Source organism: Collinsella aerofaciens, assembly GCF_005844325.1.
Classification (GTDB): domain Bacteria; phylum Actinomycetota; class Coriobacteriia; order Coriobacteriales; family Coriobacteriaceae; genus Collinsella; species Collinsella aerofaciens_G.
In genome coordinates this window covers 21,073-44,412 of sequence record NZ_SPFY01000014.1, presented here as the reverse complement: position 1 = coordinate 44,412, position 23,340 = coordinate 21,073, and the positions used below count along the sequence as shown (strand labels likewise).

The 23,340-nt window shown below is 61.5% G+C and carries 17 protein-coding genes; 3 read left to right on the top strand and 14 right to left on the bottom strand.

Going from position 1 to position 23,340, the window contains the following annotated elements; all coding sequences use genetic code 11:
* Window positions 1–38: 38 nt before the first annotated feature.
* From lgt to FGQ61_RS05850, 4 genes are all read right to left on the bottom strand, one after another.
* Entirely contained in the window at window positions 39–860 is an 822-nt protein-coding gene (lgt, locus tag FGQ61_RS05865; protein WP_138374886.1) for a prolipoprotein diacylglyceryl transferase, read from the bottom strand.
* 109 nt (window positions 861–969) lie between these two features.
* Window positions 970–1,248: a NifU family protein gene (locus tag FGQ61_RS05860; protein ID WP_099432127.1), complete on the bottom strand. Its 279-nt coding sequence runs from the start codon at window positions 1,246–1,248 to the stop codon at window positions 970–972.
* A gap of 172 nt (window positions 1,249–1,420) precedes the next feature.
* Window positions 1,421–1,945 carry a deoxycytidylate deaminase gene (locus tag FGQ61_RS05855; protein ID WP_050766113.1) on the bottom strand — a complete coding sequence of 175 codons (525 nt, stop codon included), beginning with the start codon at window positions 1,943–1,945 and terminating at the stop codon, window positions 1,421–1,423.
* 84 nt (window positions 1,946–2,029) lie between these two features.
* A complete protein-coding gene (locus FGQ61_RS05850; RefSeq protein ID WP_138374885.1) occupies window positions 2,030–2,881 on the bottom strand; it encodes a type III pantothenate kinase in 852 nt (283 codons plus the stop codon).
* Window positions 2,882–3,073: 192 nt separating this feature from the next.
* Here FGQ61_RS05850 and FGQ61_RS05845 point away from each other — a divergent pair, with 192 nt between their 5' ends.
* Window positions 3,074–4,777 carry an OPT/YSL family transporter gene (locus FGQ61_RS05845; RefSeq protein WP_138374884.1) on the top strand — a complete coding sequence of 568 codons (1,704 nt, stop codon included), beginning with the start codon at window positions 3,074–3,076 and terminating at the stop codon, window positions 4,775–4,777.
* A 201-nt stretch (window positions 4,778–4,978) separates the two neighbouring features.
* Here the strand turns inward: FGQ61_RS05845 and FGQ61_RS05840 are convergent, their stop codons facing one another.
* Both FGQ61_RS05840 and FGQ61_RS05835 read right to left on the bottom strand, forming a co-directional pair.
* Complete coding sequence (locus FGQ61_RS05840; protein ID WP_138374883.1) at window positions 4,979–8,065, bottom strand: CAP domain-containing protein; 3,087 nt, start codon at window positions 8,063–8,065, stop codon at window positions 4,979–4,981.
* Between the two features lie 187 nt (window positions 8,066–8,252).
* Window positions 8,253–8,438: a hypothetical protein gene (locus FGQ61_RS05835; RefSeq protein ID WP_138374882.1), complete on the bottom strand. Its 186-nt coding sequence runs from the start codon at window positions 8,436–8,438 to the stop codon at window positions 8,253–8,255.
* 307 nt (window positions 8,439–8,745) lie between these two features.
* Between FGQ61_RS05835 and FGQ61_RS05830 the strand changes: the two genes are divergently transcribed.
* A complete protein-coding gene (locus tag FGQ61_RS05830; RefSeq protein ID WP_138374881.1) occupies window positions 8,746–9,885 on the top strand; it encodes a DUF389 domain-containing protein in 1,140 nt (379 codons plus the stop codon).
* A gap of 127 nt (window positions 9,886–10,012) precedes the next feature.
* Here the strand turns inward: FGQ61_RS05830 and FGQ61_RS05825 are convergent, their stop codons facing one another.
* From FGQ61_RS05825 to FGQ61_RS05790, 8 genes are all read right to left on the bottom strand, one after another.
* Window positions 10,013–10,462: a hypothetical protein gene (locus FGQ61_RS05825; RefSeq protein ID WP_138374880.1), complete on the bottom strand. Its 450-nt coding sequence runs from the start codon at window positions 10,460–10,462 to the stop codon at window positions 10,013–10,015.
* Between the two features lie 496 nt (window positions 10,463–10,958).
* Window positions 10,959–15,740: a 2-hydroxyacyl-CoA dehydratase gene (locus FGQ61_RS05820; RefSeq protein ID WP_138374879.1), complete on the bottom strand. Its 4,782-nt coding sequence runs from the start codon at window positions 15,738–15,740 to the stop codon at window positions 10,959–10,961.
* 12 nt (window positions 15,741–15,752) lie between these two features.
* Window positions 15,753–16,463, bottom strand: a complete 711-nt coding sequence (locus FGQ61_RS05815; protein WP_138374878.1) for a TetR/AcrR family transcriptional regulator — start codon at window positions 16,461–16,463, stop codon at window positions 15,753–15,755.
* Window positions 16,464–16,583: 120 nt separating this feature from the next.
* Window positions 16,584–17,441 carry an HAD-IIB family hydrolase gene (locus FGQ61_RS05810; RefSeq protein ID WP_138374877.1) on the bottom strand — a complete coding sequence of 286 codons (858 nt, stop codon included), beginning with the start codon at window positions 17,439–17,441 and terminating at the stop codon, window positions 16,584–16,586.
* An 87-nt stretch (window positions 17,442–17,528) separates the two neighbouring features.
* Window positions 17,529–17,867 (bottom strand): P-II family nitrogen regulator, encoded by a 339-nt coding sequence (locus FGQ61_RS05805; RefSeq protein WP_117629936.1) that lies wholly within the window; start codon window positions 17,865–17,867, stop codon window positions 17,529–17,531.
* Between the two features lie 190 nt (window positions 17,868–18,057).
* A complete protein-coding gene (locus FGQ61_RS05800) occupies window positions 18,058–19,335 on the bottom strand; it encodes an ammonium transporter (protein WP_138374876.1) in 1,278 nt (425 codons plus the stop codon).
* A gap of 198 nt (window positions 19,336–19,533) precedes the next feature.
* Window positions 19,534–20,553, bottom strand: a complete 1,020-nt coding sequence (locus FGQ61_RS05795; RefSeq protein ID WP_249360950.1) for a putative ABC transporter permease — start codon at window positions 20,551–20,553, stop codon at window positions 19,534–19,536.
* Window positions 20,554–20,556: 3 nt separating this feature from the next.
* Entirely contained in the window at window positions 20,557–21,093 is a 537-nt protein-coding gene (locus tag FGQ61_RS05790; protein WP_138374875.1) for an HD domain-containing protein, read from the bottom strand.
* Window positions 21,094–21,321: 228 nt separating this feature from the next.
* Between FGQ61_RS05790 and FGQ61_RS05785 the strand changes: the two genes are divergently transcribed.
* Window positions 21,322–23,103, top strand: a complete 1,782-nt coding sequence (locus tag FGQ61_RS05785; protein WP_138374874.1) for a 1-deoxy-D-xylulose-5-phosphate synthase — start codon at window positions 21,322–21,324, stop codon at window positions 23,101–23,103.
* Window positions 23,104–23,340 lie beyond the last annotated feature (237 nt).

The window sequence follows — 23,340 nt, the reverse complement described above, 5'->3', positions numbered from 1 at the left end:
CACAAAGGTGCCTGTCCCCTTTGTGGTGGTTTTGGTGGTTAGGCGTCGAGGTAGATGCGCTGGGGGCGATTGCGGTGTCGGGCGAAGATGATGAGCGCCAGACCGGCGATCACGAGCGGCAAACTCAGCAGCTGACCCATGGTGATGACGCCGCCCAGCAGATAACCCAGCTGGGCATCGGGCACGCGCACGAACTCAACGAGAAAGCGGACGATGCCGTACCCCATCACGAACACGCCCATAAACGTACCCTGGGGCAGCAGCGGCTTTTTGCGGCTGAGCACCTGCAGAATGCAAAAGAGCACGATGCCCTCAAGAAATGCCTCGTAGAGCTGGGAGGGGTGACGCGGCATATCGCCCGCAGTCCCGCCAAAAACCACGCCCCAGGGCAGATCGGTCGGCTTGCCCCACAGCTCTCCGTTGACAAAGTTGGCACAACGGCCCAGGCACAAGGCCAGCGGCGCGCCTATGACGGCAAGGTCTGCCAAAGTCCATGCGTCGAGCTTATACATGCGGCACACGAGCACGCCGCCGATGATGCCGCCCACCAGGCCGCCATGGAAGCTCATGCCGCCTTCATTGGTGGCAAAGATCTCGAGCGGATGCGCCCAGTAGTAGCCGTCGCCGTAAAAGATGACGTAGAACAGGCGCGCACCGATAATGAGGCCAAAGACCACGCCGACCACGACACTCGTCAGGTCATCAATCGTGATGTTAAAGCCCCAGCGACGCTGTGTGCGGTACATGACAACCGCCGTGAGCAGGGCGCCGACCACATAGGCCAGACCATACCAGTAAATCGTGATAGGCCCCGCCGAAATCGCGACGGGATCAAGCATATGGTAGAAGTCGTTGAGCATGTCGACCCTCCTACTCCCTACATACAAATGCGGCCGCGGGCCTTACGCTCGCAGCCGCATATTTGGGCGTAACGTCTATGCGGAGCGTACCGTCCGCAGCTTTCGCATCTTAGAACGGCGCGTACTCGTCGTACAGGTCGTCGGTCTCGCCGGAGGCATTGACCTGCTCGACACGGGTAACGCCGGGCACGTGCTCCTTCAGGATACGCTCGATGCCCATAGACAAGGTCAGCGAGCTCATGGGGCAGCCGGCGCAGGCGCCCTGCAGCTCCAGCTTGACGACGCCCTCGTCGTCGACGCCCACATACTCCATATCGCCGCCATCGGCCTGCAGGTTGGGACGAATCTCTTCAAGAACCTTCTTAAGCAGCTCTTCGTTAACAGCCACAGGGGCTCCTTTCTCACAATAACGCGGGCACGCCCGCGGACAGAAGCTATGTTACTACAGCCATGTACCCGCTCACGAGCCGTCCATGCGCGCAGACGCGACTTTCACGAGTAGTCAATTTGGGACGGGGCTCTTTGAGCTGCGTTCGTCGTCAGATAGCGACAACGCATGATTACTGTCGAGCCTGTCCCCCGGTACCAATCTGAACATCGACGATGACCTGGCGGTAGCTGATGCCACAGGAGTCGAGGATGCGGCGGCTGATGCGTCCGTCATCGGTGTCGGCGTACTTGTTGTCCAGGTAGACAACCTCGCCCACGCCCACCTGAGCCAAAATCTTGGCGCAGTCGTGGCACGGGAACAGCGTGACGTAGACCGTGGAACCCTCGAGGTCCTTGAGCGAGCCACGGTAGTTGAGCACGGCGTTGGCCTCGGCATGGACCACGTAGTTGTGCTTGTCCTGCAGCGGGTCGTCGCTCGTACCCCACGGAAAAAAGTCGTCGTTGAGCGCCGAGGGTGTACCGTTGTAGCCCACCGAAAGGATGCGGTGGTTGGTGTTGGCGATGCACGCACCCACCTGCGTGTTGGGGTCCTTGCTGCGGCGCTGCGCGGCGATGGCCACGCTCATAAAGAACTCGTCCCAGCTAATGACGTCCAGGCGCTTGCCTGACGAAGTTTGATGAAGATCGTCCGACATGGCAGACACCTCCGTAATCGCAATAGTTTGACCCATTGTAGCAGGTGAAAGGTGAGGGCGTTTGTCCCGCCGGCGCCCTCACTTTTACACGCGGCGGGGCTTTTGGTTGATGTGGTAGAGCTCGGCGAGTCCTCGCAACGTCAGCGCGTCGTCGACCGTCAGGCTATGGCCGACAAGGGCCGCGAGCGCCTCGGCGTCGTCGCCGGTAATGACGATGGGCACATCGCCCTCCCCCGCAGCCTTGGTCGCGCGCATCTCGGCGAGCACCATGTCGAGCATGCCGTCGATGCGTGCCACCTCGCCCAAGACCACGCCCGAGCGCATGGCCTCGCGCGTGTTGCGGCCGATCACATGCGTGGGCGCCGAAGGCTCGACCTGCGGCAGACGCGCCGCAGCGGCCGAGAGCGAGCGGGCGCCGAGCGCCAGACCCGGCGCGATGACGCCGCCCACAAAGGTACCGCACGCGTCGATGACCTCGATATTGGTCGTAGTGCCCAGGTCGATCACGATGCACGGAGAGCCGTAAACGGCCCGGGCCGCCACGGCGTCGGCGATGCGGTCGGGGCCGATCTCGGCCGGGTCGTCGTAGTGGACGGGCATGCCGGTCTTAAGTCCCGGCCCCACCGTGAGCACGCGCCCCGTGCAGATGCGGGAAAGCGCCGTCTTCCACGGGCGCTCGAGCGCCGGCACCACGCAGCTCAGCACTGCGGCCGCGGGAACGAGTGCACCCGGCATGCCCGCATCGGCCGCTAGCGCGGCCATGACTTGAGCGAGACGCATGCGCGCCTCGTCTGCTGTGATGCTCGACGGCGTGGTGATCTCGCACGTCGCAAGCGGGCATTCCTGCGCCGCGGCCGAATCCTCGGCAAACAGGCCAAAGCGAATGAACGTGTTGCCCACGTCGACCGTCAATATATATGCGCACCCATTAAGCATCGTCGGCGCTCCTTTCGTCTGCCCAGCAGTATATCGCCTACCTAAACCAGTCATCCCGAAATGACTAGCTTGCGGTTATACTGGTGCGCGGTCGCGCGCGAGCTCACGCGGCGGCCCTTGGTAACCCGACTTCCCGCGCCGTATCCGTAGCGGCGCTCCCGGGGGAAGCGGATATACGCAAAGGAGTTCTATATGAGCAATCCCTCGAACCGCGCTTCGATGCGCGGGCAACTCACGCTGCGCGGCGTCGTCATCGGCGTCCTTGGCTGCGTGATTATCACGGCAAGCTCGGCCTACACCGCCCTCAAGATGGGCGCTCTCCCCTGGCCGATCGTCTTCGCTGCCGTCATTTCGCTGTTCTTCCTTAAGCTCATGGGCAATGCCAGCCTCAACGAGGCCAACGTCACCCACACCATCATGTCCGCGGGCGCCATGGTCGCCGGCGGCCTGGCGTTTACCATCCCGGGCGCCTGGATGCTGGGATATGCCGACCAGATCAGCTGGCTCGACATGTTTATCGTGGCACTCGCCGGCACCATCCTGGGCCTGCTGGCCACCGCGCTCATCCACCGTCACTTTATCGTGGACGCCGCGCTTGAGTTCCCCACCGGCAACGCCGCAGCTCAGACCCTGCGCGCAACCGAGGCCGGCGGCAAAACCGGCAAGCAGCTCTTTGGCTCCATGGCCATCGCCGGCATCTACAGCGTGCTGCGCGACGCTCTGGGCGTGGTGCCCAGCATGCTGTGCACGCTCAATATCCCCGGCGTGACCTTTGCCATCTACAACTCGCCCATGTTGCTGTCCATCGGCTTTTTGGTGGGCTTCGCCCCCGTCGCGTTCTGGTTTGCCGGCGCGCTGCTGGGCAACTTTGGCATCATCGTGGGCGGCACCGCTGCCGGTCTGTTCGATGTTGTGACCGCACAGGGCATTGTTAAGTCCCTGGGTATGGGCCTCATGATGGGCTTTGGCGTCGCCGTCGTCCTCAAGGACATCCTGCCGCAGGTCGCCGGTATCGTCCGCGGCCTCGCCGCCGACAGCTCCACCGACACCGACGAGCAGTCGCTCATCTCGGGCTCCCTTAAACTCGACGCCGGTATCATCGGCCTGGGCGCTGCCGCCATCGCCGTGATCATCGCCATCGTGCTCGACCTTGGCCCCGTCCCGGCCGTCATCGTCACGCTGTTCACCTTTGTCACCACCATCATGAGCGCGCAGAGCTGCGGCCAGACGGGCATCGACCCCATGGAGATCTTCGGCCTCATCGTCATGCTCATCGTTGCCGCCTTCGCGCAGCTCGCTCAGGTCAAGCTGTTCTTTATCGCCGGCATCGTGGCCGTAGCGTGCGGCCTTGCGGGCGACGTCATGAACGACTTCAAGGCCGGCGCCGTGCTGGGCACCAACCCGCGTGCACAGTGGGTCGGCCAGGCCATCGGCGGCATCGTGGGCGCCCTGGTCGCTGCCGCCGTCATGGTCGCGCTCGTCACCGCCTATGGTCCGGACGCCTTCGGCCCCGACAAGAGCTTTGTGGCCGCGCAGGCAAGCGTGGTCGCCACCATGGTCTCGGGCATCCCGAGCGTGCCGTGGTTTGCGGGCGGTTTTATCGCCGGCATCGTCATGTACTGGCTCGGCATTCCGGCCATGATGATCGGTCTGGGCGTGTACCTGCCGTTCTACATGTCGCTCACGGCCTTCTTGGGCTCCTGCGTCAAGCTCGCCTACGACAAGTGGGCTGCACACCGCGACGCCGCCGCCGGTCTTTCGGACGAGGAGAAGGCCGCCAAGGATGCCGCCTTCCAGGAGCAGGGTCTGGTTGTCGCCAGCGGCCTGCTCGGTGGCGAGTCTATCGTCGGCGTTATCCTGGCGTTTGTCTCCGTGGGTCTGAGCCTGCTGGGCTAAGCTGAGCAGCTGCTCGACAGCAACCATATTGTCTACGATTTGCTCGGTCGGCAGCTTTCGCGGCTACCGACCGAGCTTTTTGATACCACCGCAAAGAAAGGCCGGCGCGCCGCGTATGACAGCGCGCCGGCCTTATCGGTTGAGTTATCGAGTCGGCCTCGCGACGAATTGCGGTATGTCGCGAGGCCAGCGCTCAATACGCTACATCTGCTTGCGACGACGATCGCTCAGCGTCACGCCCGCGGCAACGAGCGTAATGCCGCCGATGACGAACACCTCGCCCGCAAGCGCGGAGTTGTCGCCGGTCTGGGCAAGCGCGCCCGACGCAGCCTTCTTCTTAGCGGCAGGGGCCTTTGCAGCAGCCTGCGTAACCTGAGGCTTAGCCTGCGGCTCGGCCTTGGGATGATACTTGTCGTACTCGGCCTGTGCAGCAGCCAGGGCGTCCTTGGCATCGCCGAGTTCTGCCAATGCGGCGGCATAAGCGTCGTTGGCATCGGACAGCTTGGCATCGGCATCGCTCAGGGCAGTCTTGAGGCCCGCAGCGGCATCGACGGCGGACTTGTATCGAGCGTAGGCGGCATTCAGCTTGGTCAGCTTATCGTTGCCCGTCGTGCCCGTGGCAAGGGAGGCCTTGTGGTCGACGGCCTCAAGATCGGCCTTGAGCGCCTCGTCGCCGGCAAGCTCGGCCTTGGCCTTGATGATATCGAAGTTCGCATCGACAACGGCCTTGTTGGCGGCCTCGAGCTGCTTTTGGGCATCGGCGACACCGGCAACGGCGGCATCATAGGCGGCCGTGGCGTCATCGACCGCCTTCTGGGCGCCGGCGAAGCGCTCGAAGGCCTTGTTTGCGCGGGCCAGCTCGCCCTCGGCGGCCTTGACCTTCGCCTGTGCGTCGGACACGGCCTGCGTCTTGGCGGCAACTGCCTGCTTGGCATCCGAAAGAGCGGTCGCGGCGTGTGCGCCTGCGGCTTGAGCCTTATCTACGCCAGCCTGAGCGGCGTCGTCGGCCTTCTTGGCCCCGTCAAGCGCGCCCTGCTTGCTCGCAAGGTTCGCATTAGCGGCATCGCGCTTGGCAGTAAGGTCCTTGACCGAAGCCGTGGCATTGTCATACGCCTCGTTGGCCTTATCGGACTTTGTCTTGGCGGTATCGTAATCGCCCTGTGCCTTCGCCTTGCGGGCGGAAGCCTTGGAGGCGTTCGTCTGGCATTCGGTGAGCTTGGAGTTAGCGTCGTCAAGTGCGGCCTGCGCGACGGTCGCCTCGTCCTTGGCGGCGTTGAGATTTGCCCTAGGAGTTTCGATGTCAACATTCTTCAAATTGACATCGGCAGCGCCATATGCCGCCTTCGCGATAGCGGTGGCCTCTTGCGCAGCTTCATAGTCGCTCTTGGCAGCAGCAACGTTACCGTTCGCTTCATTCGCGGCACTCTTGGCAGCATCGAGGGATGACTCCGCAGAGCCAAGCGCATCGTTTTTCACATCGAGCGCCTTCCGTGCTGCCGCAAGTTGATCTTGCAGCTGCGCCAGCTGCGCCTTCTGCGCGGCGGTACCACCGGCATGATAAACGGAGTCTACGTACGTGTTTACCAGGTTCTTGAACTCGTCAACCGTAAAATCGCCTTCGGCCCAGTTTCCCTGATAAATTGAAACAGGACTGGGTGCACCGTCATCCTCGGGCGTTGAGCGGTTGCCATCCTTACCGTAGCCGACGGCGAACCCAAAGGAATTAGCACCTGAATCAATAAAGTTCTCATAGTGGCCGGTGTTGCTATAGTCACCCCTGTCATAGTCACGCTTTTCCGCAGTATACCAACCGATAAACGGCCAATCATCGCCGTACTTGTCGCCGTTATCGAAGGATATTTCCCAATCTTTAGGATTATCTGACCCCTTGTAGGCGCCAGCACGTCCGGCAAGGTTTTCGTTATAGGACATATAAAAGCCCTCGCCGCTGTTCCCCGCGTGGTCCCAAACATTCGACGAATAGCAAACATCGAGCGCCGACTGCGCCATAGAGACAATGCTGACCTTCATGTCACTCAAGCCATTTGCGCGACGAATTCCATTGACGGCATTCATGTAGGTCAAGGTATTCTGCAGATTCACGAGCGAAAAAGCATTGTCAGCGTCAGATGCATCCAAGTTGACATAGTCGTCATACCATGCCGCCTTGCTAGCAGACCCATCAAGTAACTTCGCCGCATCGCTCGCGTTGGCACGCTGAGCAGCAGTAAACGACGTACTACTTGCGATGTGATTCATAAAGCCAAGCAGGCCAGCCTTGACAGCATCCGTATCCACCGTCATGTTTGCTTTTAGCTCAGAAATCTGCTGCTCAAGAGCTTTGACGTTTGCGCTGGCCGTGTTGTATTCATCATTCGCTTTGTTGTAGTCGCTGGTAGCATTCTCAAGAGCGCTTTTCTTCTGCTTTGCGACCTCTGCTAGACGGTCGTACTCTGTCTTCTTGTCGGCCTCGGTCTGCTGAGCTTGCTCGTAAGCAGCCTTGGCGGTGTTGTATTTGCTGGTCAAATCACCGAGTTTGCCGTTGGCTTCGTCGTATGCAGTCTGCGCTGACGAAACGGCAGCGTTGGCGGCGTTGACCTTTTCCTGCGCGGCGCTGGCATCAGTCTGTGCGGCCTGGAGGTTCGTTTGTGCGGTGGCGTCGGCAGCCTTCGCGGCATCAAGCTCGGTCTGCGCGTCCTTGAGCTCACCGGCAGCAGCTTCCTTGGCGGCCTCAAGCGCTTTTAGATCGATGCCCGTGCCCGAGATGGCGGCATCGAGCGCTTTCTGGGCGTCGTTCAGCTTATCCTGGGCGTTGCCGCACGCGGTGGTCGCAGCGGCAAGGGCATTGGCGGTCTCCTGCTTCTTGGCCTGGGCAGTCGTCAGAGCAGACTCGGCATCACTCTTTGCCTGCTCAGCATTGTCGGCGGCGGTCTTAGCGGCATCGAGCTCACCCTCGGCCGTCTTCACATCGGCATTCGCCGCATTGAGCTTGGCCTGCGCGTCCTCGACGGCCTTCTTGGCGGCCTCGTACTCGTCCATACCCATGGCCTCGAGCTTGGCCTGCGCATCGTCGAGGGCCTTCTTGGCCTCATCCTGCTTTGCCTTGGCGTCCTTGAGCGCCTGGGTCTTATCCTCGACACTCTTGTTGGCCTGATCGAGCTGATCGTTCAGGTCGCCCAGCTTCTTCTGCTGCTGCTCGGCCTTGTCAACAGCCGCCTTAAGCTCGTCGATCTTCTCCTGAAGCGCGGCTGCCTCGGCCTCGTTCTGCTCGGCGGCGTTATCGGTCACGGCCTGCGAGGCCTGATTCTTTTGCTGCTGTGCCTGCTTTTGAGACTGGCCCGCCGCGTCGGCCTTCTTCTGGGCGGCATCGTAGGCGGCCTGAGCGTCCTTGAGCTGCTTTGCCGACTCCTCGGCCAGCTGGGCAGCCGTCTTTACGACCGCTTGGTTACCGGCGGCAACGGTGTTCTCTACAGAACTACCCCCCCCCCTGAACAGAATCGCCGTTATCGGTTGACGGTGCAGCGATTGCCGCCAGCGGCGACATGAGCGGCTGAGCGATGAGGCCCGCCGTCAAAACGGTTGCGACGGCGCGGTTGGCAACGCCCTTGACGTTGACGGCCTTGGCCCGAGGCTCAAAGTGTTGTGGACTGTAGTTTGCCATGGCTTTCTCCCTTTGACACGGATGTATCCATACGTATCAAACGGTAGCTGTCGATTTTTGAATTCTGTTGCGCAACATTGGCGACCAGCGTATTTTTTGAAATTCACGCTCTCGTGCTTCACAGTTTCGTCACATTTGAAGGAGCTGGTGCATCATATTCTCGCGGGATGGAATTGAGCCTGTGATTTGCATTTGCTCCCGCGTCATCCGCCCTATCGGATTCCGCATCCAACAGACACCCCGCCCGCCACGGTGTAGAGTTATGACAACGGGCGCGTTGCGCGGACCGCGCTGGAACGAGGTGGACATGGAACTCGACAAACAACAGATCAAGCGACTACGCGAACGCCACCACCGGCGCCACGGCATCCGCCCTGCCCATAGCGAAGCCATGGAAAACATCACCCGCTTCCTCAAGCGCGCATTCAACATTCGCGAGGGTCGCGCGCCCTACCACGTGATCCGCAAGCGTTTTGTAAACGGGGCGCGTCTGACTGGCTCCCACCTATGCATCCTCATCATCGCCATGCTGATCGCAAGCATCGGCCTCGATATCGATTCGGACATCGCCATCGTGGGCGCCATGCTCATCTGCCCGCTCATGGGCTCGGTCCTTGCCATGGCATACGGTATTGCCACGCTCGACCGCGAGATTACCGTCGAAGCCGTCGCCAGCCTTGCGCTGCAGATGGCCTTTTGCCTGGTCACGTCCACGCTGTACTTTAAGCTCTCGCCCCTTGGCACCACCACGGCCGCCATCATCGACAACTCGACACCCACCGTCTGGGACCTTACCGTCGCACTCGCAGGCGGCTTTGCAGGCGGGCTGGGCAACTCGCGCGACCAGGAACCCGCCACGCTCATCGCCGGCGTGGCCGTGGCGACCGCGCTCATGCCGCCCCTGTGCGCGGCGGGCTACGGCATCGCCATCGCAAGCGGGTCACTGTTTCTCTCGGCGCTTTATGAGTTTGGCATCAACGTGGTCTTTATCGCGCTGGCGGCCGAAGCCGTATTGCTTCTTTTACGTGTACCGCTCAAGCGCGACCTCAACGGCGACGGCATTGTGACAGCCGAGGAAAATGCCGAGGTCGATGAGCTGTCACGCAAGGTGCGCCGCCGCATTATTGTGGGCACGGTGGTCTTTGCCATCCCCTGCATCGTCATGACGGCGGGTTCCATTGGCTCGGCGCAGGCCGGCGTGCAGGACGGCTACGGTGTCACCGAAACCACGCGCGAGCTTGCCGCGGTGCTGCCGGGCTTTAAGGATTACACCGTCGCCGTCGAGACCTCGGCCACCGAAGGCGACGAGGAGGGCATCGTCGAGCGCGAGATTGTCGCCCATGTGACGACAAGCGAGGCACTTGGGGCACACGACCGTCACGTCGCCCGCAAGCTCATTGACCTCAACGTGCCCGAACTCGATCGCGTGGAGTTTGATGTGGAGTAATGCGGAGCATGGGATGGCTCCCGCGCACAGGCGCAAGTCGCGGCGAGGCTCAGACGCGACGCAGGCACAAGCAAAAAGCGGGACGTAGTTCACGTCCGCGCCCCGCTCGCTGTTTTATTGCCGTGAATCAGACGTCCGCATCGACATCGCCAGACCCCACCGTAAACGCTGGATCGGTGCTCACAAGATAAAATCGGGTCACCTTAGTATTTCTAATTAGGTAAATCTGCCCCTGATTGCGTCGGCGCGATATATACGCAACGTGAACCGTGCCGAATTCTTCGCCGTTTTCCTTCTTTAATATCAGGATGTTGGGGTCATCCGTACGCTTAAACTGCCCGTCAACGCAGCTGCCGTCTTTGTCGACCAGTTGCCATCGACAGCCATCCTCCTCAAGAAAGGCCAGGATTTCCCGACTCGTTTTGTCATCCCGGTAGTAACCATCAATGGCAAACCCTTCGGAAGCGCATTCCTGCATATAGGACGTTTCTCGGCTTATAGCAAACAGCCCTGTAGCGCCCAGGAGCACAGTCAGACAGACCACTGCAAGGGTTACCGAAATAGCACGGCGGTCCATGTTAGCCCAATCGATAGTTGTTTAACGGAGCGCGAAACATACCTGGAGCCTCTGATATCAGGGGGAACGTCGCCAGCAGGCTGGCGACAACTATATGTTTCTGATATCAAAACATATGGCTGCCACTCGCGGAGGGGGCATCGGCGAACGGCGTGTTTTCATACTCCATTGGTCAAACCTAAGCGCGGCCCTACAGCTCGTACTTGTACACGCGGTAGATGTACTTTTCGGCTTCCATCTCGTAGGTGGTGATGGCCAGACCGTAGCGGTCGTCTCGTCGTTTGGCAGATAGGTCACACTGTGCTGGCCTGCGTTGAGCGAAAAATCGCCTTGGGCCTGCAGCAACTTGTCCTCTAAGCCCGAGCCGGCCCAAAAATCGGGCAAGTCCACGGAAGGCTGTAGCAAGGTCATTTACGCAACATATGTCCAGCAAAAACGGGTGGTAGCCGGTACGGCTACCACCCGTTTGTCTCATATCTAGCCCATAGCAGACCAGCTACTTCTTAATGCCGCGCCCCAGGCGCTTGGCGACCGATGCAACGGCCTCCTCACTGGCAGATCCGCAGCTCGCACAGCCGTCGTGGGCACGCATCTGACCGGTGACCTCGTCCATCGCGAGCGGCGCCACCTTCTCGAGCTTAAAGCCTTTACCGGCGCGCATGTTTTCCTTGGCCACGCTAATCATGAGCTTAATGCGGTTGAGCTGGTTGACCTCGGACGCACCGGGATCATAGTCCACCGCGACGATGTTGCTCTCGGGGTGCTGGCGGCGTAGCTCCTTAATCACGGCCTTGCCCACCACGTGGTTGGGCAGGCACGCGAAGGGCTGCGTGCAGATGATGTTGGGCGCACCGTGATCGATCAGGTCGAGCATCTCGGCCGTGAGCAGCCAGCCCTCGCCCATGTTGTTGCACACCGAAAGCACCGTGCGGGCCTTGTCGGCCATGGTGCCGATGCGCTCGGGCGCCTCAAAGCGGCGAGACTTTTCGAGCATCTCCTCCACCGGCGTGCGCATCCAGTCCACGAGCTTAATAAGCGCTTGCATGCCCGCGCGTGTAGTGGCAGAGCTTCCCAGCTCGTCCTTCTGCAGCTCGGCGTTGCTCATGGAGTACAGGAAGAAGTCGAGCAGGCCCGGCACTACGGCCTCGCAGCCCTCGCGCTCGATGACATCGACCACGTGGTTGTTGGCCGTAGGGTGGAACTTGACCAGGATCTCGCCAACCACGCCCACGCGCGGCTTGGTACCCTCGCCCACGAGCGGCATGGTGTCGAACGCGCGGATGGCCTCGCGGCACAGCTTGGTGTAGTTGTGACGGTTGAACTTGGGCGCCAGCTTGCGGGCGCGCGCCATGTACTCCTCGTAGAGCGCATTGGCGGCACCGGACGTTGCCTCGTACGGGCGACAGCGGTAGAGCATCTGCATCATCACGTCGCCAAAGAGCACCGCGTAGACCGCCTGCTTGAGCAGAGCCGGCGTAATCTTAAAGCCAGGGTTGTCCTCGCCGAGCGCCACGACCGAAAGCGAGATCACCGGAATCTCGGGGTGGCCGCTCTCACGCAGAGCCTTGCGGATGAGTGCGATGTAGTTGGTGGCACGGCAGCCGCCGCCGGTCTGGCTGATAACCACGGCCGTCTTGGACAGGTCGTACCGACCGCTCTCGATGGCCTCCATAATCTGGCCCGTCACCAGGATCGACGGGTAGCAAATGTCATTGTTCACGTAGCGCAGGCCGGCCTCGACGGCATCGTGGTCAGTCGAGGGCAGCAGCTCCAAGTTGTAGCCGGCACCACGGAACACCTCTTTGACCAGATCAAAGTGGATCGGCGCCATCTGCGGGCACAGGATGGTGTAGCCCTCCTCGCGCATCTGCTCGGTAAAGGGCACCTTGGGCCACGCGGTCGAAGCACTCTCGCGCTGCGCCTCGAACGTGTACTTGCGGCTCGCGAACGCGGGGGCATCCGTGGAGGGCGCCACCGGCGCGGCATCGCCCTGCTCGTAGGCCTCGCCCGCGGCCGTTGCCTCAGCCAAGCGCTCAGCCTCCTGGTCCTTAAGCGCAGCCATGAGCGAGCGGATGCGGATGCGCGCGGCACCCAGGTTGGACACCTCGTCAATCTTGAGCACGGTATAGATCTTGCCGCTGGCTTCCAGAATCTCCTGCACCTGGTCGGTGGTCAGGGCGTCCAAGCCGCAGCCGAAGGAGTTGAGCTGAATCAGGTCCAGGTCGTTGCGCATCGTCACAAAACGGGCGACGGCGTACAGGCGGCTGTGGTACATCCACTGGTCGACGACGCGGATGGGACGCTCGGGCTTCACCAGGTGCGCAAGCGAATCCTCGGTAAAGACCGCAAAGCCAAAGCTCGAGATAAGCTCGGGCAGGGCGTGGTTGATCTCGGGGTCGTTATGGTAGGGGCGGCCGGCGAGTACGATGCCGTGGCCGCCGTGGTCCTCGACCCACTTAAGAGCCTCCTCGCCCATGGTCTGGATATCCTCGTGGAAGCGCGCATCGGCCTCAAAGGCAGCGTTGACGGCGGCATCGACCTCGGAGCGCGTGATCTTGGGTCCACGCACGCGACCGCGACCGGCCTCAGCATCGGCCACACGGTCGACGGCGAGCACCTGGTACAGACGGCGCTTAAGCTCGGTCTTATCGTGATACGGCACAAACGGGTACAGGAACTCGATGTTCTGCTCGCGAATCTCGTCGATATTGAGCGCCAGCGCCGTGGGGTAGCTCATGACGATGGGGCAGTTATAGCAGTTGCCAGCCGTCGGATCCTCCTTGCGCTCCCAGCGCACGCACGGCATCCAAATGAAGTCGACGTCACGGTCGATGAGGTTCATCACGTGGCCGTGGCTCATCTTGGCCGGATAGCACACGCTCTCGGACGGCATGGACTCGATGCCCGCCTGGTAGGTCTTCTTGCTCGACTGGTCGGACAGCTGCACGCTAAAGCCCAGGCGTGTAAAGAACGCGTGCCAGAAGGGGTAGTTCTCGTACATGTTGAGTGCGCGCGGGATACCCACGGTGCCGCGCGGGGCCTCGTCGGGACTCAGGACCTCGCGGTTAAAGAGCAGCTCGTTTTTCTTTTTGAAGAGGTTGGGGGCCTCGGTCTTCTGCTTTTTGTGGCCGGCGCCCTTCTCGCAGCGGTTGCCGGTAATGAAGCGTCTGCCGCCGCCAAAGTCGTTGACGGTGAGCTGGCAGTTGTTGGAGCAACGGCCGCAGCGGACATGCTTTTGCGTCACGGTGAGGTGCGCGATGTCCTCGGCTGAAAGGATGGTCGAGGTGCCATCGGCGCCGGCGCGATCGCGAGCGAGCAGGGCCGCACCATAGGCTCCCATGCAGCCGGCGATGTCGGGACGCACGGCATGAACGCCGGTGAGCTGCTCAAATGCGCGAAGCGTGGCGTCGGACATAAAGGTGCCGCCCTGGACGATCACCTGGCTGCCGATCTCCTTGGGGTCGCGCAGCTTAATGACCTTGAACAGGGCATTCTTGATGACGGAATAGGACAGGCCGGCCGCGATGTCGCCCACCGTGGCGCCTTCCTTTTGCGCCTGCTTGACGCGCGAGTTCATAAAGACCGTGCAGCGGCTACCCAGGTCGACGGGGGCCTTGGCATGGATAGCGGCATCGGCGAACGCGCGCACGTCCATGTTCATAGAGACGGCAAAACTCTCGATAAAGCTGCCGCAGCCCGACGAGCAGGCCTCGTTGAGCATGATGTGCTCGATAACACCGTCCTTGACGCGCAGGCACTTCATGTCCTGACCGCCGATGTCCAGGATGAACTCGACGCCGGGCAGGAATGCCTTGGCGCCGCGCAGGTGCGCGACGGTCTCAATCTCGCCGGAGTCGGCCTTGAGGGCCTCGATGAGCAGCGCCTCGCCGTAGCCCGTGGTGGTCACGTGGCCGATGGTGCAGCCGGCGGGGATGTGGTTGTAGAAATCGGCCATGATGACCTTGGCCGTGCCAAGGATGTCGCCGTTGTTGTTACCGTACCAGGTGTGCAGCAGCTGGCCGTCCTCGCCCACGAGCGCGGCCTTCATGGTGGTGGAACCGGCGTCGATGCCAATGAACACGCGGCCGGTGTAGCCGTCGAGCTTGCCCTTGGGAACGACTTCCTGGTCGTGGCGGGTCTTGAACTCGGCAAAGTCCTCGTCGGTGGCAAAGAGCGGGTCCAGACGCTCGACCTCGGCACCCTGTGTGTCACCCAGGGCATCGATAGCCTCGATGAGCTGCGGGAACGTGCTGAGCTTGTTGGACTCATGCGCCATGGCGGCGCCGCTCGCCACAAACAGGTGGGCGTTTTGGGGCACAATGCGGTGCTCCTCGTCCAGGTTGAGCGTGAGGTAGAAGCGATGGCGCAGCTCGGAGAGATACTGCAGCGGGCCGCCCAAGAAGGCGACGTTACCGCGGATGGGACGGCCGCACGCCAGACCCGAGATGGTCTGGGTCACGACGGCCTGGAAGATGGAAGCGGCGACGTCCTCGGGACGGGCGCCTTCGTTGAGCAGCGGCTGGACGTCGGTCTTGGCAAAGACGCCGCAGCGGCTAGCGATGGGATAGATGGTGGTGGCGTTGGCCGCGAGTTCGTTAAGGCCGCTGGCATCGGTGTGCAGCAGGGTTGCCATCTGGTCGATGAACGCGCCTGTACCGCCGGCGCAGGTACCGTTCATGCGCTGCTCGATGCCGTTGTCAAAGTAGATGATCTTGGCGTCCTCGCCGCCCAGCTCGATGGCGACATCGGTGGCCGGGATGAGGGTCTCGACGGCACGCTTGCTGGCGATGACCTCCTGGACAAACTCCAGGTCGAGCCACTGGGACAGCAGCAGGCCGCCCGAGCCGGTAATGGCGCAGGTCATCTGGGCCGTCGGCAGCACGGTCGCGGCACCCTCGAACAGGTCGCGGGCGCAGGCGCGGACGTCGGTGTGGTGGCGCTGGTACTTGGCGTAGACGATCTGGTTGTCGTCGTTGAGCACAGCGAGCTTGACGGTAGTGGAGCCCACGTCGATGCCCAGGTGCAGGTTGCCACGAGCGTTCTCGGGGTTGAAGATCGCGCCTTCGGGGGCGTGGGCGGCGGCCACGGACTCAGCGGCGGTGGCGAGCTCGCTAGCGACGGACGTCTCCCCTGCTGCGTTCTTGGCATCGGCAACTGCCTCGGCAACTTTCTCGGCAGCCGCGGTCGCGGCCTTCTGCGCGGCGTCCACCACGGCGGGCGCGGCCTCGCGTGCGGCAGCAACCATACGGTCCTTAATGCCCTCGACGAGTTTGCTCATCTGTCTCTCCTCTTAGTTGTTGGACTCGACGGTTGCGACGGTGTCGGCCGCGTCCTCGAGCTGCAAGTTCAATAGCTTCATGCCATATTCCGGCACGTTGATATCGATGGGTTGGCCATACAGGTCACCAGGGCGCACAAAAGCGAGCACCGTCATAATGCGCGCCATGGCCTCGGGCGATTCGGTGAGCCCACGCTCAAACCAGCGCTGAATCATGCCGACCTCGGCACTCACGACGTAGGTGACGTAGTAGTCAAAGAACGTACCCAGCGCCAGGCCCAAAATGCCCGTCTGCGCACGCGGCACCACAGCCTCACGAGCGGTGTCGATGATCCTTTTAATGAAGGCCTGGTCGCCGCCCGGACCCAGCAGCGCACCGATTAAGTCGCGGTTGGCCGCAAGATAACGCAGCAGCTCAACCGAACCGGGCGCCGGCTCGAGCTCATCGATATTGTGATAGAGATCAGGCAGCTGAGCTGCAGTGATGAGCTCAATGCGCTCACGGATCTCGGCCAGCAAGCCGTCCTCGATTTGATTGATAAAGTCGGGAATATCGCGGTAGTGCGAATAGAACGTGCGGCGTGTAAGACCGGCGCGCTCGGTGAGCGACGCGACGTTAATGCGCGAAAAGTCGCCGCTTTCGGCAAGCTCGCTGGCAAGCGCCTGGCGAAGGGCACGCTGCGAGCGAAGGGACCGGCGATCGCATTTCTCGAGCTGGGACAAGCGTCCTCCTTGTTACTCAGCCTGTGCGCTATTGCACAGTGCGAGTATTATTGCACACCGTGTGCATCAACACGTAAAGGCAATATTTAGGATGTGACGAAGGGCAGTCCCTTTGTCACATTATTCGATGACGGTGCGGGAGTTTTGCTTGCGCATGGTGGCGAGCATATGCTTGGGAACGGCGTGGACCATGCAACTGCCGATGGTCACGCTCGCGGCGGCCTTGGCCGCGTCACTGCCGTTTTTGGTCGCGTAGCTGTGACGGAAACGCTTGAGCATGGCGATATCGTTGCCGCCGTCGCCGTAGACCGCGACCTCGTCCTCGGCAATACCGTAGTAGCCCGCCAGCCACGCCACGCTCTCGCCCTTGTTGCACGCCACGTCCGTGATCTCGAACATCACCGGATCGAACGGCGCGTTGACCACGCGGTCCGATCGCTCAGCCAAATATGCCTTAAGGTCGCGCTCCAGCTCGGGCGAGGTCACGCGGCAGTTGATTTTGCACACGTCATGACGCAGGATGTCACCGATCGACTGGTCGAAATACTGTTCCTCGTGATACCCGCCACGTGCACGCATGCCGCGCATCACGATGCGCTTGATAGGACTGTCCTTTTTAAAGCCCGCCTGGTGCATCTCGAACGAACCGCTCGAGAACATGCCGTCGGGCGTGGAGCAGTCGAAGCAAATGTCCGGGAACGCTTTGAGCAGCTCCTCGGTAACCTGCGGGTCGATGGTCCAGGTCTTGAGCACCTCACCATGGCTGTCGCGCACGATGGATCCGTTGGAGCAGCAGGCGTCGAGTGCCAGACCTGTGAAGCCATGCTCGCCGATCGGCAGCGTCGAGCGTCCGGTCGCGGGAACCACATGCAGCCCGGCTTCGGTCAGCTCGCGAATGGCGCGGCGGATGGTTCCGTCGGCCTCGTGTAGGGCATTCAGCAGCGTTCCGTCTAAGTCACTCGCAAACATCTTGATCATGGGCATGCCTCTCCTTCGTCTGCACGATATTGTAGACGAGAACGGGCGCGCCCCAAGAGAGGCACGCCCGTCAGGCGAAAGATTGTCCTACACCGCGGCGGGGCCGTGTTCGCCGGTACGAATGCGGATAACTTCTTCGACCGGCTCGACCCAGATCTTGCCGTCGCCGACGGCTCCGGTGCGAGCAGCGTTGCAGATGATGTCGACAATTCCGTCGACATGTTCATCGGCGCAGATGAGGGTGAACTGTACCTTAGGGATCGTGTTGACAAGCAACTCGTTGCCGCGCACGTATTCCTTCCAGCCATGTTGCGCACCGCAGCCCTGCACCTGGTTGATAGTCATACCGCGAACATCAGCAGCAAACAGCGCGTCCTTAAGAACCTCAAGCTTCTCGGCACGAACGATCGCCGTAATCTTCTTCATAGTGAATTCCTCTCTTTAATAAAGAAATGAATTGTCATTCAATGACGCGGGTTTTCCAGGTGCCCGAGATTGCCCCGAAAGAGGAGCGCCGCGTACTTCGGTACGCAAGCGACGGTTTGAGGGGCAAGGTCGGGTGCCTGGGGAAGCCGCGCGACGATTGAACGGCAAGGTGCGGAGCTTGGGGAAGCTGCTAATCGAGTCCGGAGAACGAAGGGTAGGCGCTCTCGCCGTGCTGACTCGCATCCAGGCCCAGCGCCTCGTCGGCCTCGTCCACGCGCAGGCTGCCGTGGAACAGCGCCTTGACCACCGCGGCGATCACCAAGTCGAGCACCAGTACAATAGCGACCGTCACCACAATGCCCAAAATCTGCGAGATGAGCAGCGAGACATCGCCCGTGTAGAACAGGCCGCCCTTACCGGTCCACGAGAGCTCCGGCACGCAGAACAGCCCCGTGAGCACGCCGCCCAGGATGCCGCCGATGCCGTGGCAGCCAAACGCGTCGAGCGCATCGTCGTAGCCAAATTTGGTCTTAAGATGGCTGATGGCCAGGTAGCAGACGGGAGATACGATCAGGCCCATGACCAGCGCCGCCCACGGCTCGACAAAGCCCGCGCCCGGCGTGACCACCACAAGGCCCGCAACCAGACCGGTGCTGGCGCCCACCAGCGTGGGGCGACCTGTGTGCACGCGCTCGACGGCAAGCCACGAGACCATGCCCGTCGCGCTGGCCGTCACGGTATTGAGGATGGCAAGTGCCGCCACGGCGTCGGCCTTGAACTCGCTGCCGCCGTTAAAGCCAAACCAGCCAAACCAAAGCAGGCCGGCTCCCAGCGCCACAAACGGCACGTTATGCGGACGGTAGCTCACCATGCCAAAGCCGCGACGACGGCCGAGCATTAAGCAGAGAATCAGGCCCGTAAGACCAGACGAGATGTGCACCACGTCGCCGCCGGCAAAGTCGAGCGCGCCGATGATATCGCCAATAAAGGAGCCCTCGCCGCCCCAAGCCATGTGAGCGAGCGGCGCATAGACCACGAGCAGCCAAATACCCAGGAAGGCCGTCGTGGCACCGAACTTAACGCGGCCGGCCAGGCTGCCCGTGACGATAGCAGCCGTGATCATGGCAAATGCCATCTGGAAGGCGATGTTGATGATCTGAGGGTAGACGACACCGTCCGCAGCATTGCCCTCAGCCGCCTGCAGCACCTGGTTGAGCACCGGCAGGCACAGCAGCTGGTCAAGGCCTCCAATAAACGGACTCGAACCGTCGCCGCCATAGGCCAGAGACCAGCCGGCAACAATCCACAGCACACCAACCAGACCAATGGCGCCAAAGCACATGAGCATGGTGTTGATGACATTTTTGCGCCTGGACAGGCCGCCATAGAAAAACGCCAGACCCGGTGTCATTAAAAACACGAGCATGGTGCAGATGAGCATAAACGTTGTCGATCCCGTATCGTACATTCGCTCTCCCTTGGTCGCATGAACGTTGTCGGCGCCCATAATGCGGCCGAGGGGCAACTGGTGTAGACCAGATACGGCATTGTTAAACGCGGCGTTGTCGAATGGAAACGGCGCCGCAATCTTGGAAACGGCGCGGCAACGGACGCGAAACGAACGGGAAATACGCGAGCAAGGAAGCCGTGAGCGCGCCCGTCTCGGCTAGTGGCGGAACAGCTCGCGGGCTCGGTCGCGGAGATTAGTTGCTCGAATGACGCCTTCGTAGCGATTGATGCGCAGACGCGGGAAGGCGTTAAAGAAGCGTAGGTCGCGGCGGCTGAGCGACACGCTTGGCACCGGACGGCTCATGCGCTTGCCGGCAAGGCGACGACTGAGCGACGGACGCGGCATGCTCGGCGCGGCATCGGCCACACGGCGGGCAGCAAGTGCCAGGCCGCGAGCACCATCCGCGATAAACGTCGGCATTGAAGCCTTCTCGCGCAGGGCATCGAGCGCGGCGTCACCCAGCTCGGCCAGCCACGCGTTAACGGCACGGCTACGGATGTGCGTTTGTGCCACCGAGTCAATCGTCGATTCGGGAATGCGCTCGAGCATTGAGTCCGAGGCATCGGCAAGCGACTCGTTGATGCGGTCGGCAAGATCGGCGCGCACGCGCTCCAGCTGATCGGACAGACGCCGCCAGCTCGCCAGCGAGCACAACGCGTCGACCATCATCGCGACCGCGACGATAAAGGCGGACAACCGCACAATCAGCACCGGCAGACGGCCAAGCAGCCCCAGCAATGCCGGCTCCACTAAACGGCAAATACACAACGCACCCAAGCCAAACGCGCAAGCCCAGTACAGACAGATGCGTCCGTGCAAGTTAAACGGCAGGTGCGAGTAATCCCAAAAGCGAGCGCCCGTTGTTTTTTCCAACAGCACGCCTACGCTGTACTCAATCACGCTGCATACGAGCGCTGCAGCGACAAACTGGCTCGAGGCATCCGGAATCCCGCGCAACAGCAGCCAGCAGGCAATGCCGCCCACACCATAGATAGGACAACACGGCCCCAGCAAAAAGCCACTGTTGGCAAATCGTCCGTGATTGAGCATGGCGCATACTGTCGACTCCCATGCCCAACCGCAAAACCCGTAAAAGGCAAACGAGAGCACCAGTGCCGAGAGTGGGCAGGCGGCAAGCGTCGCGCCGCAAAACGCAGTATCAATCGCGGTCCCCACCGTCTACCCTCTCCTCTTTTCGCTCGATGCTTTACTCGCGCTATCGTCCGTCTCGTCCTTGCGCGGCAGGCGGCCGGCGACCGTCTCACGCAGAGCACACCATTTATCCGCTAGGCACACAATCCATGCCTCACGACACGTCGGCGGCACCAGCACCAGCGGAAACATATGCCGCACGATAATATTCCGCTCGCGCGGCGTCAGCTCAAAATCTTCTTCCGCACGCGCCAGGGCAAAAAACGGGTGGCGAAAGCCATGCAGCCGATGGCTTGGGTCGGAATCGTGCCAATCGTAGAGAAAGTAATCGTGCAACAGGGCCCCGCGCAGCAGCGAGGCACGGTCGACCGAAATGCCAGCACGGCCCAAGTGCTCGGCAAAGGACAGACTCGCGCGCGCTACCGAAGTCACATGTGCATACACCGTCACATCGCCATGCTGGATAAACTCGCGCGTCAGGTCCAGACGGCCCGCCTGCGCCAGTTGACGGGCAGCATGGTCTACTTCGCACGCGATTTTCTCGGCACGAACGGCATCGGACATGCTGCCTCCTTCCAGCGGCTCACGGCGGCAAGCCACGGCCTGTGCACAATCGATAAAAACATCATGGAACACATCAGTATGGCATCGGACAAAACGTTTTGCCCCACCAGTTGGCGAATTACCGCGCCGCCGTCACATATCAAACGCCAAAATGTGCGAGACTGTCTTGTGCAATTGTGTCGGCCGAGGGAGCGCCGACGCTCGATTCGCATGGAGTAACCCACAACGATGCTGCTTACGCAAACGACAACGCCCGAAGACGTCAAGGCTCTCGACCGCGCCGAGCTTCCGCTGCTCTGCGGCGAGATCCGCCAGGCAATCCTCGAAAGCTCCGCCGCCGTCGGCGGGCACGTTGCCCCCAACCTGGGCGTCGTTGAGCTTACGGTTGCGCTCCATCGCGTGTTTAACTCCCCTATCGACAAGATTGTCTTTGACGTTTCGCACCAGACCTACGCCCACAAGGCGCTGACTGGGCGCGCGTACACTTATATCGATCCGGAGCGTTATGGTGAGGCTTCTGGCTTTGCCAATCCCGACGAGTCCGAGCACGACCTGTTCGCCATGGGCCATACCTCCACGTCAGTGAGCCTGGGCTGCGGCCTGGCGCACGCTCGTGACCTGACGGGCGATGCGTACAACGTCATCACCATCATTGGCGACGGCTCGCTTTCGGGCGGCCTGGCGTTTGAGGGCTTTAACAATGCCGCCGAGCTCGACAGCAACTTGATCATCATCGTCAACGATAACGACCAGTCCATCGCCGAAAACCACGGTGGCCTCTATCGCAATCTGGCCGAGCTGCGCGCCAGCAACGGCACCTGTGAGCGCAACGTTTTCCGCGCGCTGGGCCTCGACTATCGCTATCTGGACGCCGGCAACGACGTGTTGGCCCTGGTCGACGCGCTGCAGGAACTGCGCAATATCGATCATCCCATCGTGCTGCACGTCTCCACCGCCAAGGGCAAGGGCTTTGAGCCGGCCCAGAGCGACCCCGAACGCTGGCACCACGTGGGTCCGTTTGACATGGCGACCGGGCGCAAGCTTTGCCCGGGCCATCCGAGCGAGCCCGCGCCGCGCACCTATGCTGACATTACGGGCGAGGCGCTCAGCGCCGCCATCGAGCGCGATCCACAGGTCGTTGGCATCACGGCCGCCACGCCCTACATTATGGGCTTTACACCCGAGCTTCGCGCTGCCGCCGGCAAACAGTTCGTCGATGTGGGCATTGCCGAGGAGCACGCCGTGACCTTTGCCACCGCGCTTGCGCGCTCGGGCGCCAAGCCAGTCTTTGGTGTGTACGGCACGTTTTTGCAGCGCGCCTACGACGAGCTGTGGCACGACCTGTGCCTCAACGACGCCCCCGCAACCATTTTGGTGTTTGGTGCGTCAATCTTTGGCACCACGTCCGAGACGCACCTTTCGTTCTTTGATATTTCCATGCTGGGCGGACTTCCCAACATGCGCTACCTTGCACCTGCCTGCATGGAGGAATATCTGTCCATGCTGAGCTGGTCGCTCGACCACCGCGAGCATCCCGTGGCGATTCGTGTACCTGGTATTGGCCTGGTGAGCCGTCCCGACCTTGCGCCCGCCGAAGGCACCGACTACAGCGCCGTTCGCTACAACGTGGTGCGCCAGGGTCGCGACGTTGCCGTGCTCGCGCTTGGCGATTTCTTTGAGCCGGGCGAGCGCGTGGCAAACCGTTTGGCCGCCGAGTACGGTATCGAGGCCACGCTCGTCAACCCACGCTTTGCAACCGAGCTCGACCGTGAGTTCCTCGACAGCCTTGCCGCCGAGCATCGTGTTGTCGTCACCCTCGAGGACGGCATCTTGGACGGCGGCTGGGGCGAGCGCGTGGCATGTTATCTGGCATGCACGCCGTTGCGCACGCGCACCTTCGGCATCGCCAAGGGCTTCCCCGACCGCTACGACCCCAACGAACTGCTCGCACAGAACGGCATGACGGTCGAGGATATGGCCGCCGAAGCCGCAAGGCTACTGAACGAGTAAGAAAACCTCCGCAAGGGAAGCACCCCCGCGGAGGTTTTTATTTTCGCGGCGCGATTATCTCGATTCGTAACATCTAGGGCTCGACTTCCCGTCTAACTGTTACAGATCTAGACAAGACGTCTTAGTTCCTGACCTTTGTCTCAATCTGTAACAGATAGAGACCTTTTGTCCGTCCAGATGTTACAGATTGAGATAAAGCAGCGAGACATGCCGCTGCATCGGTCAGAACCACCACAA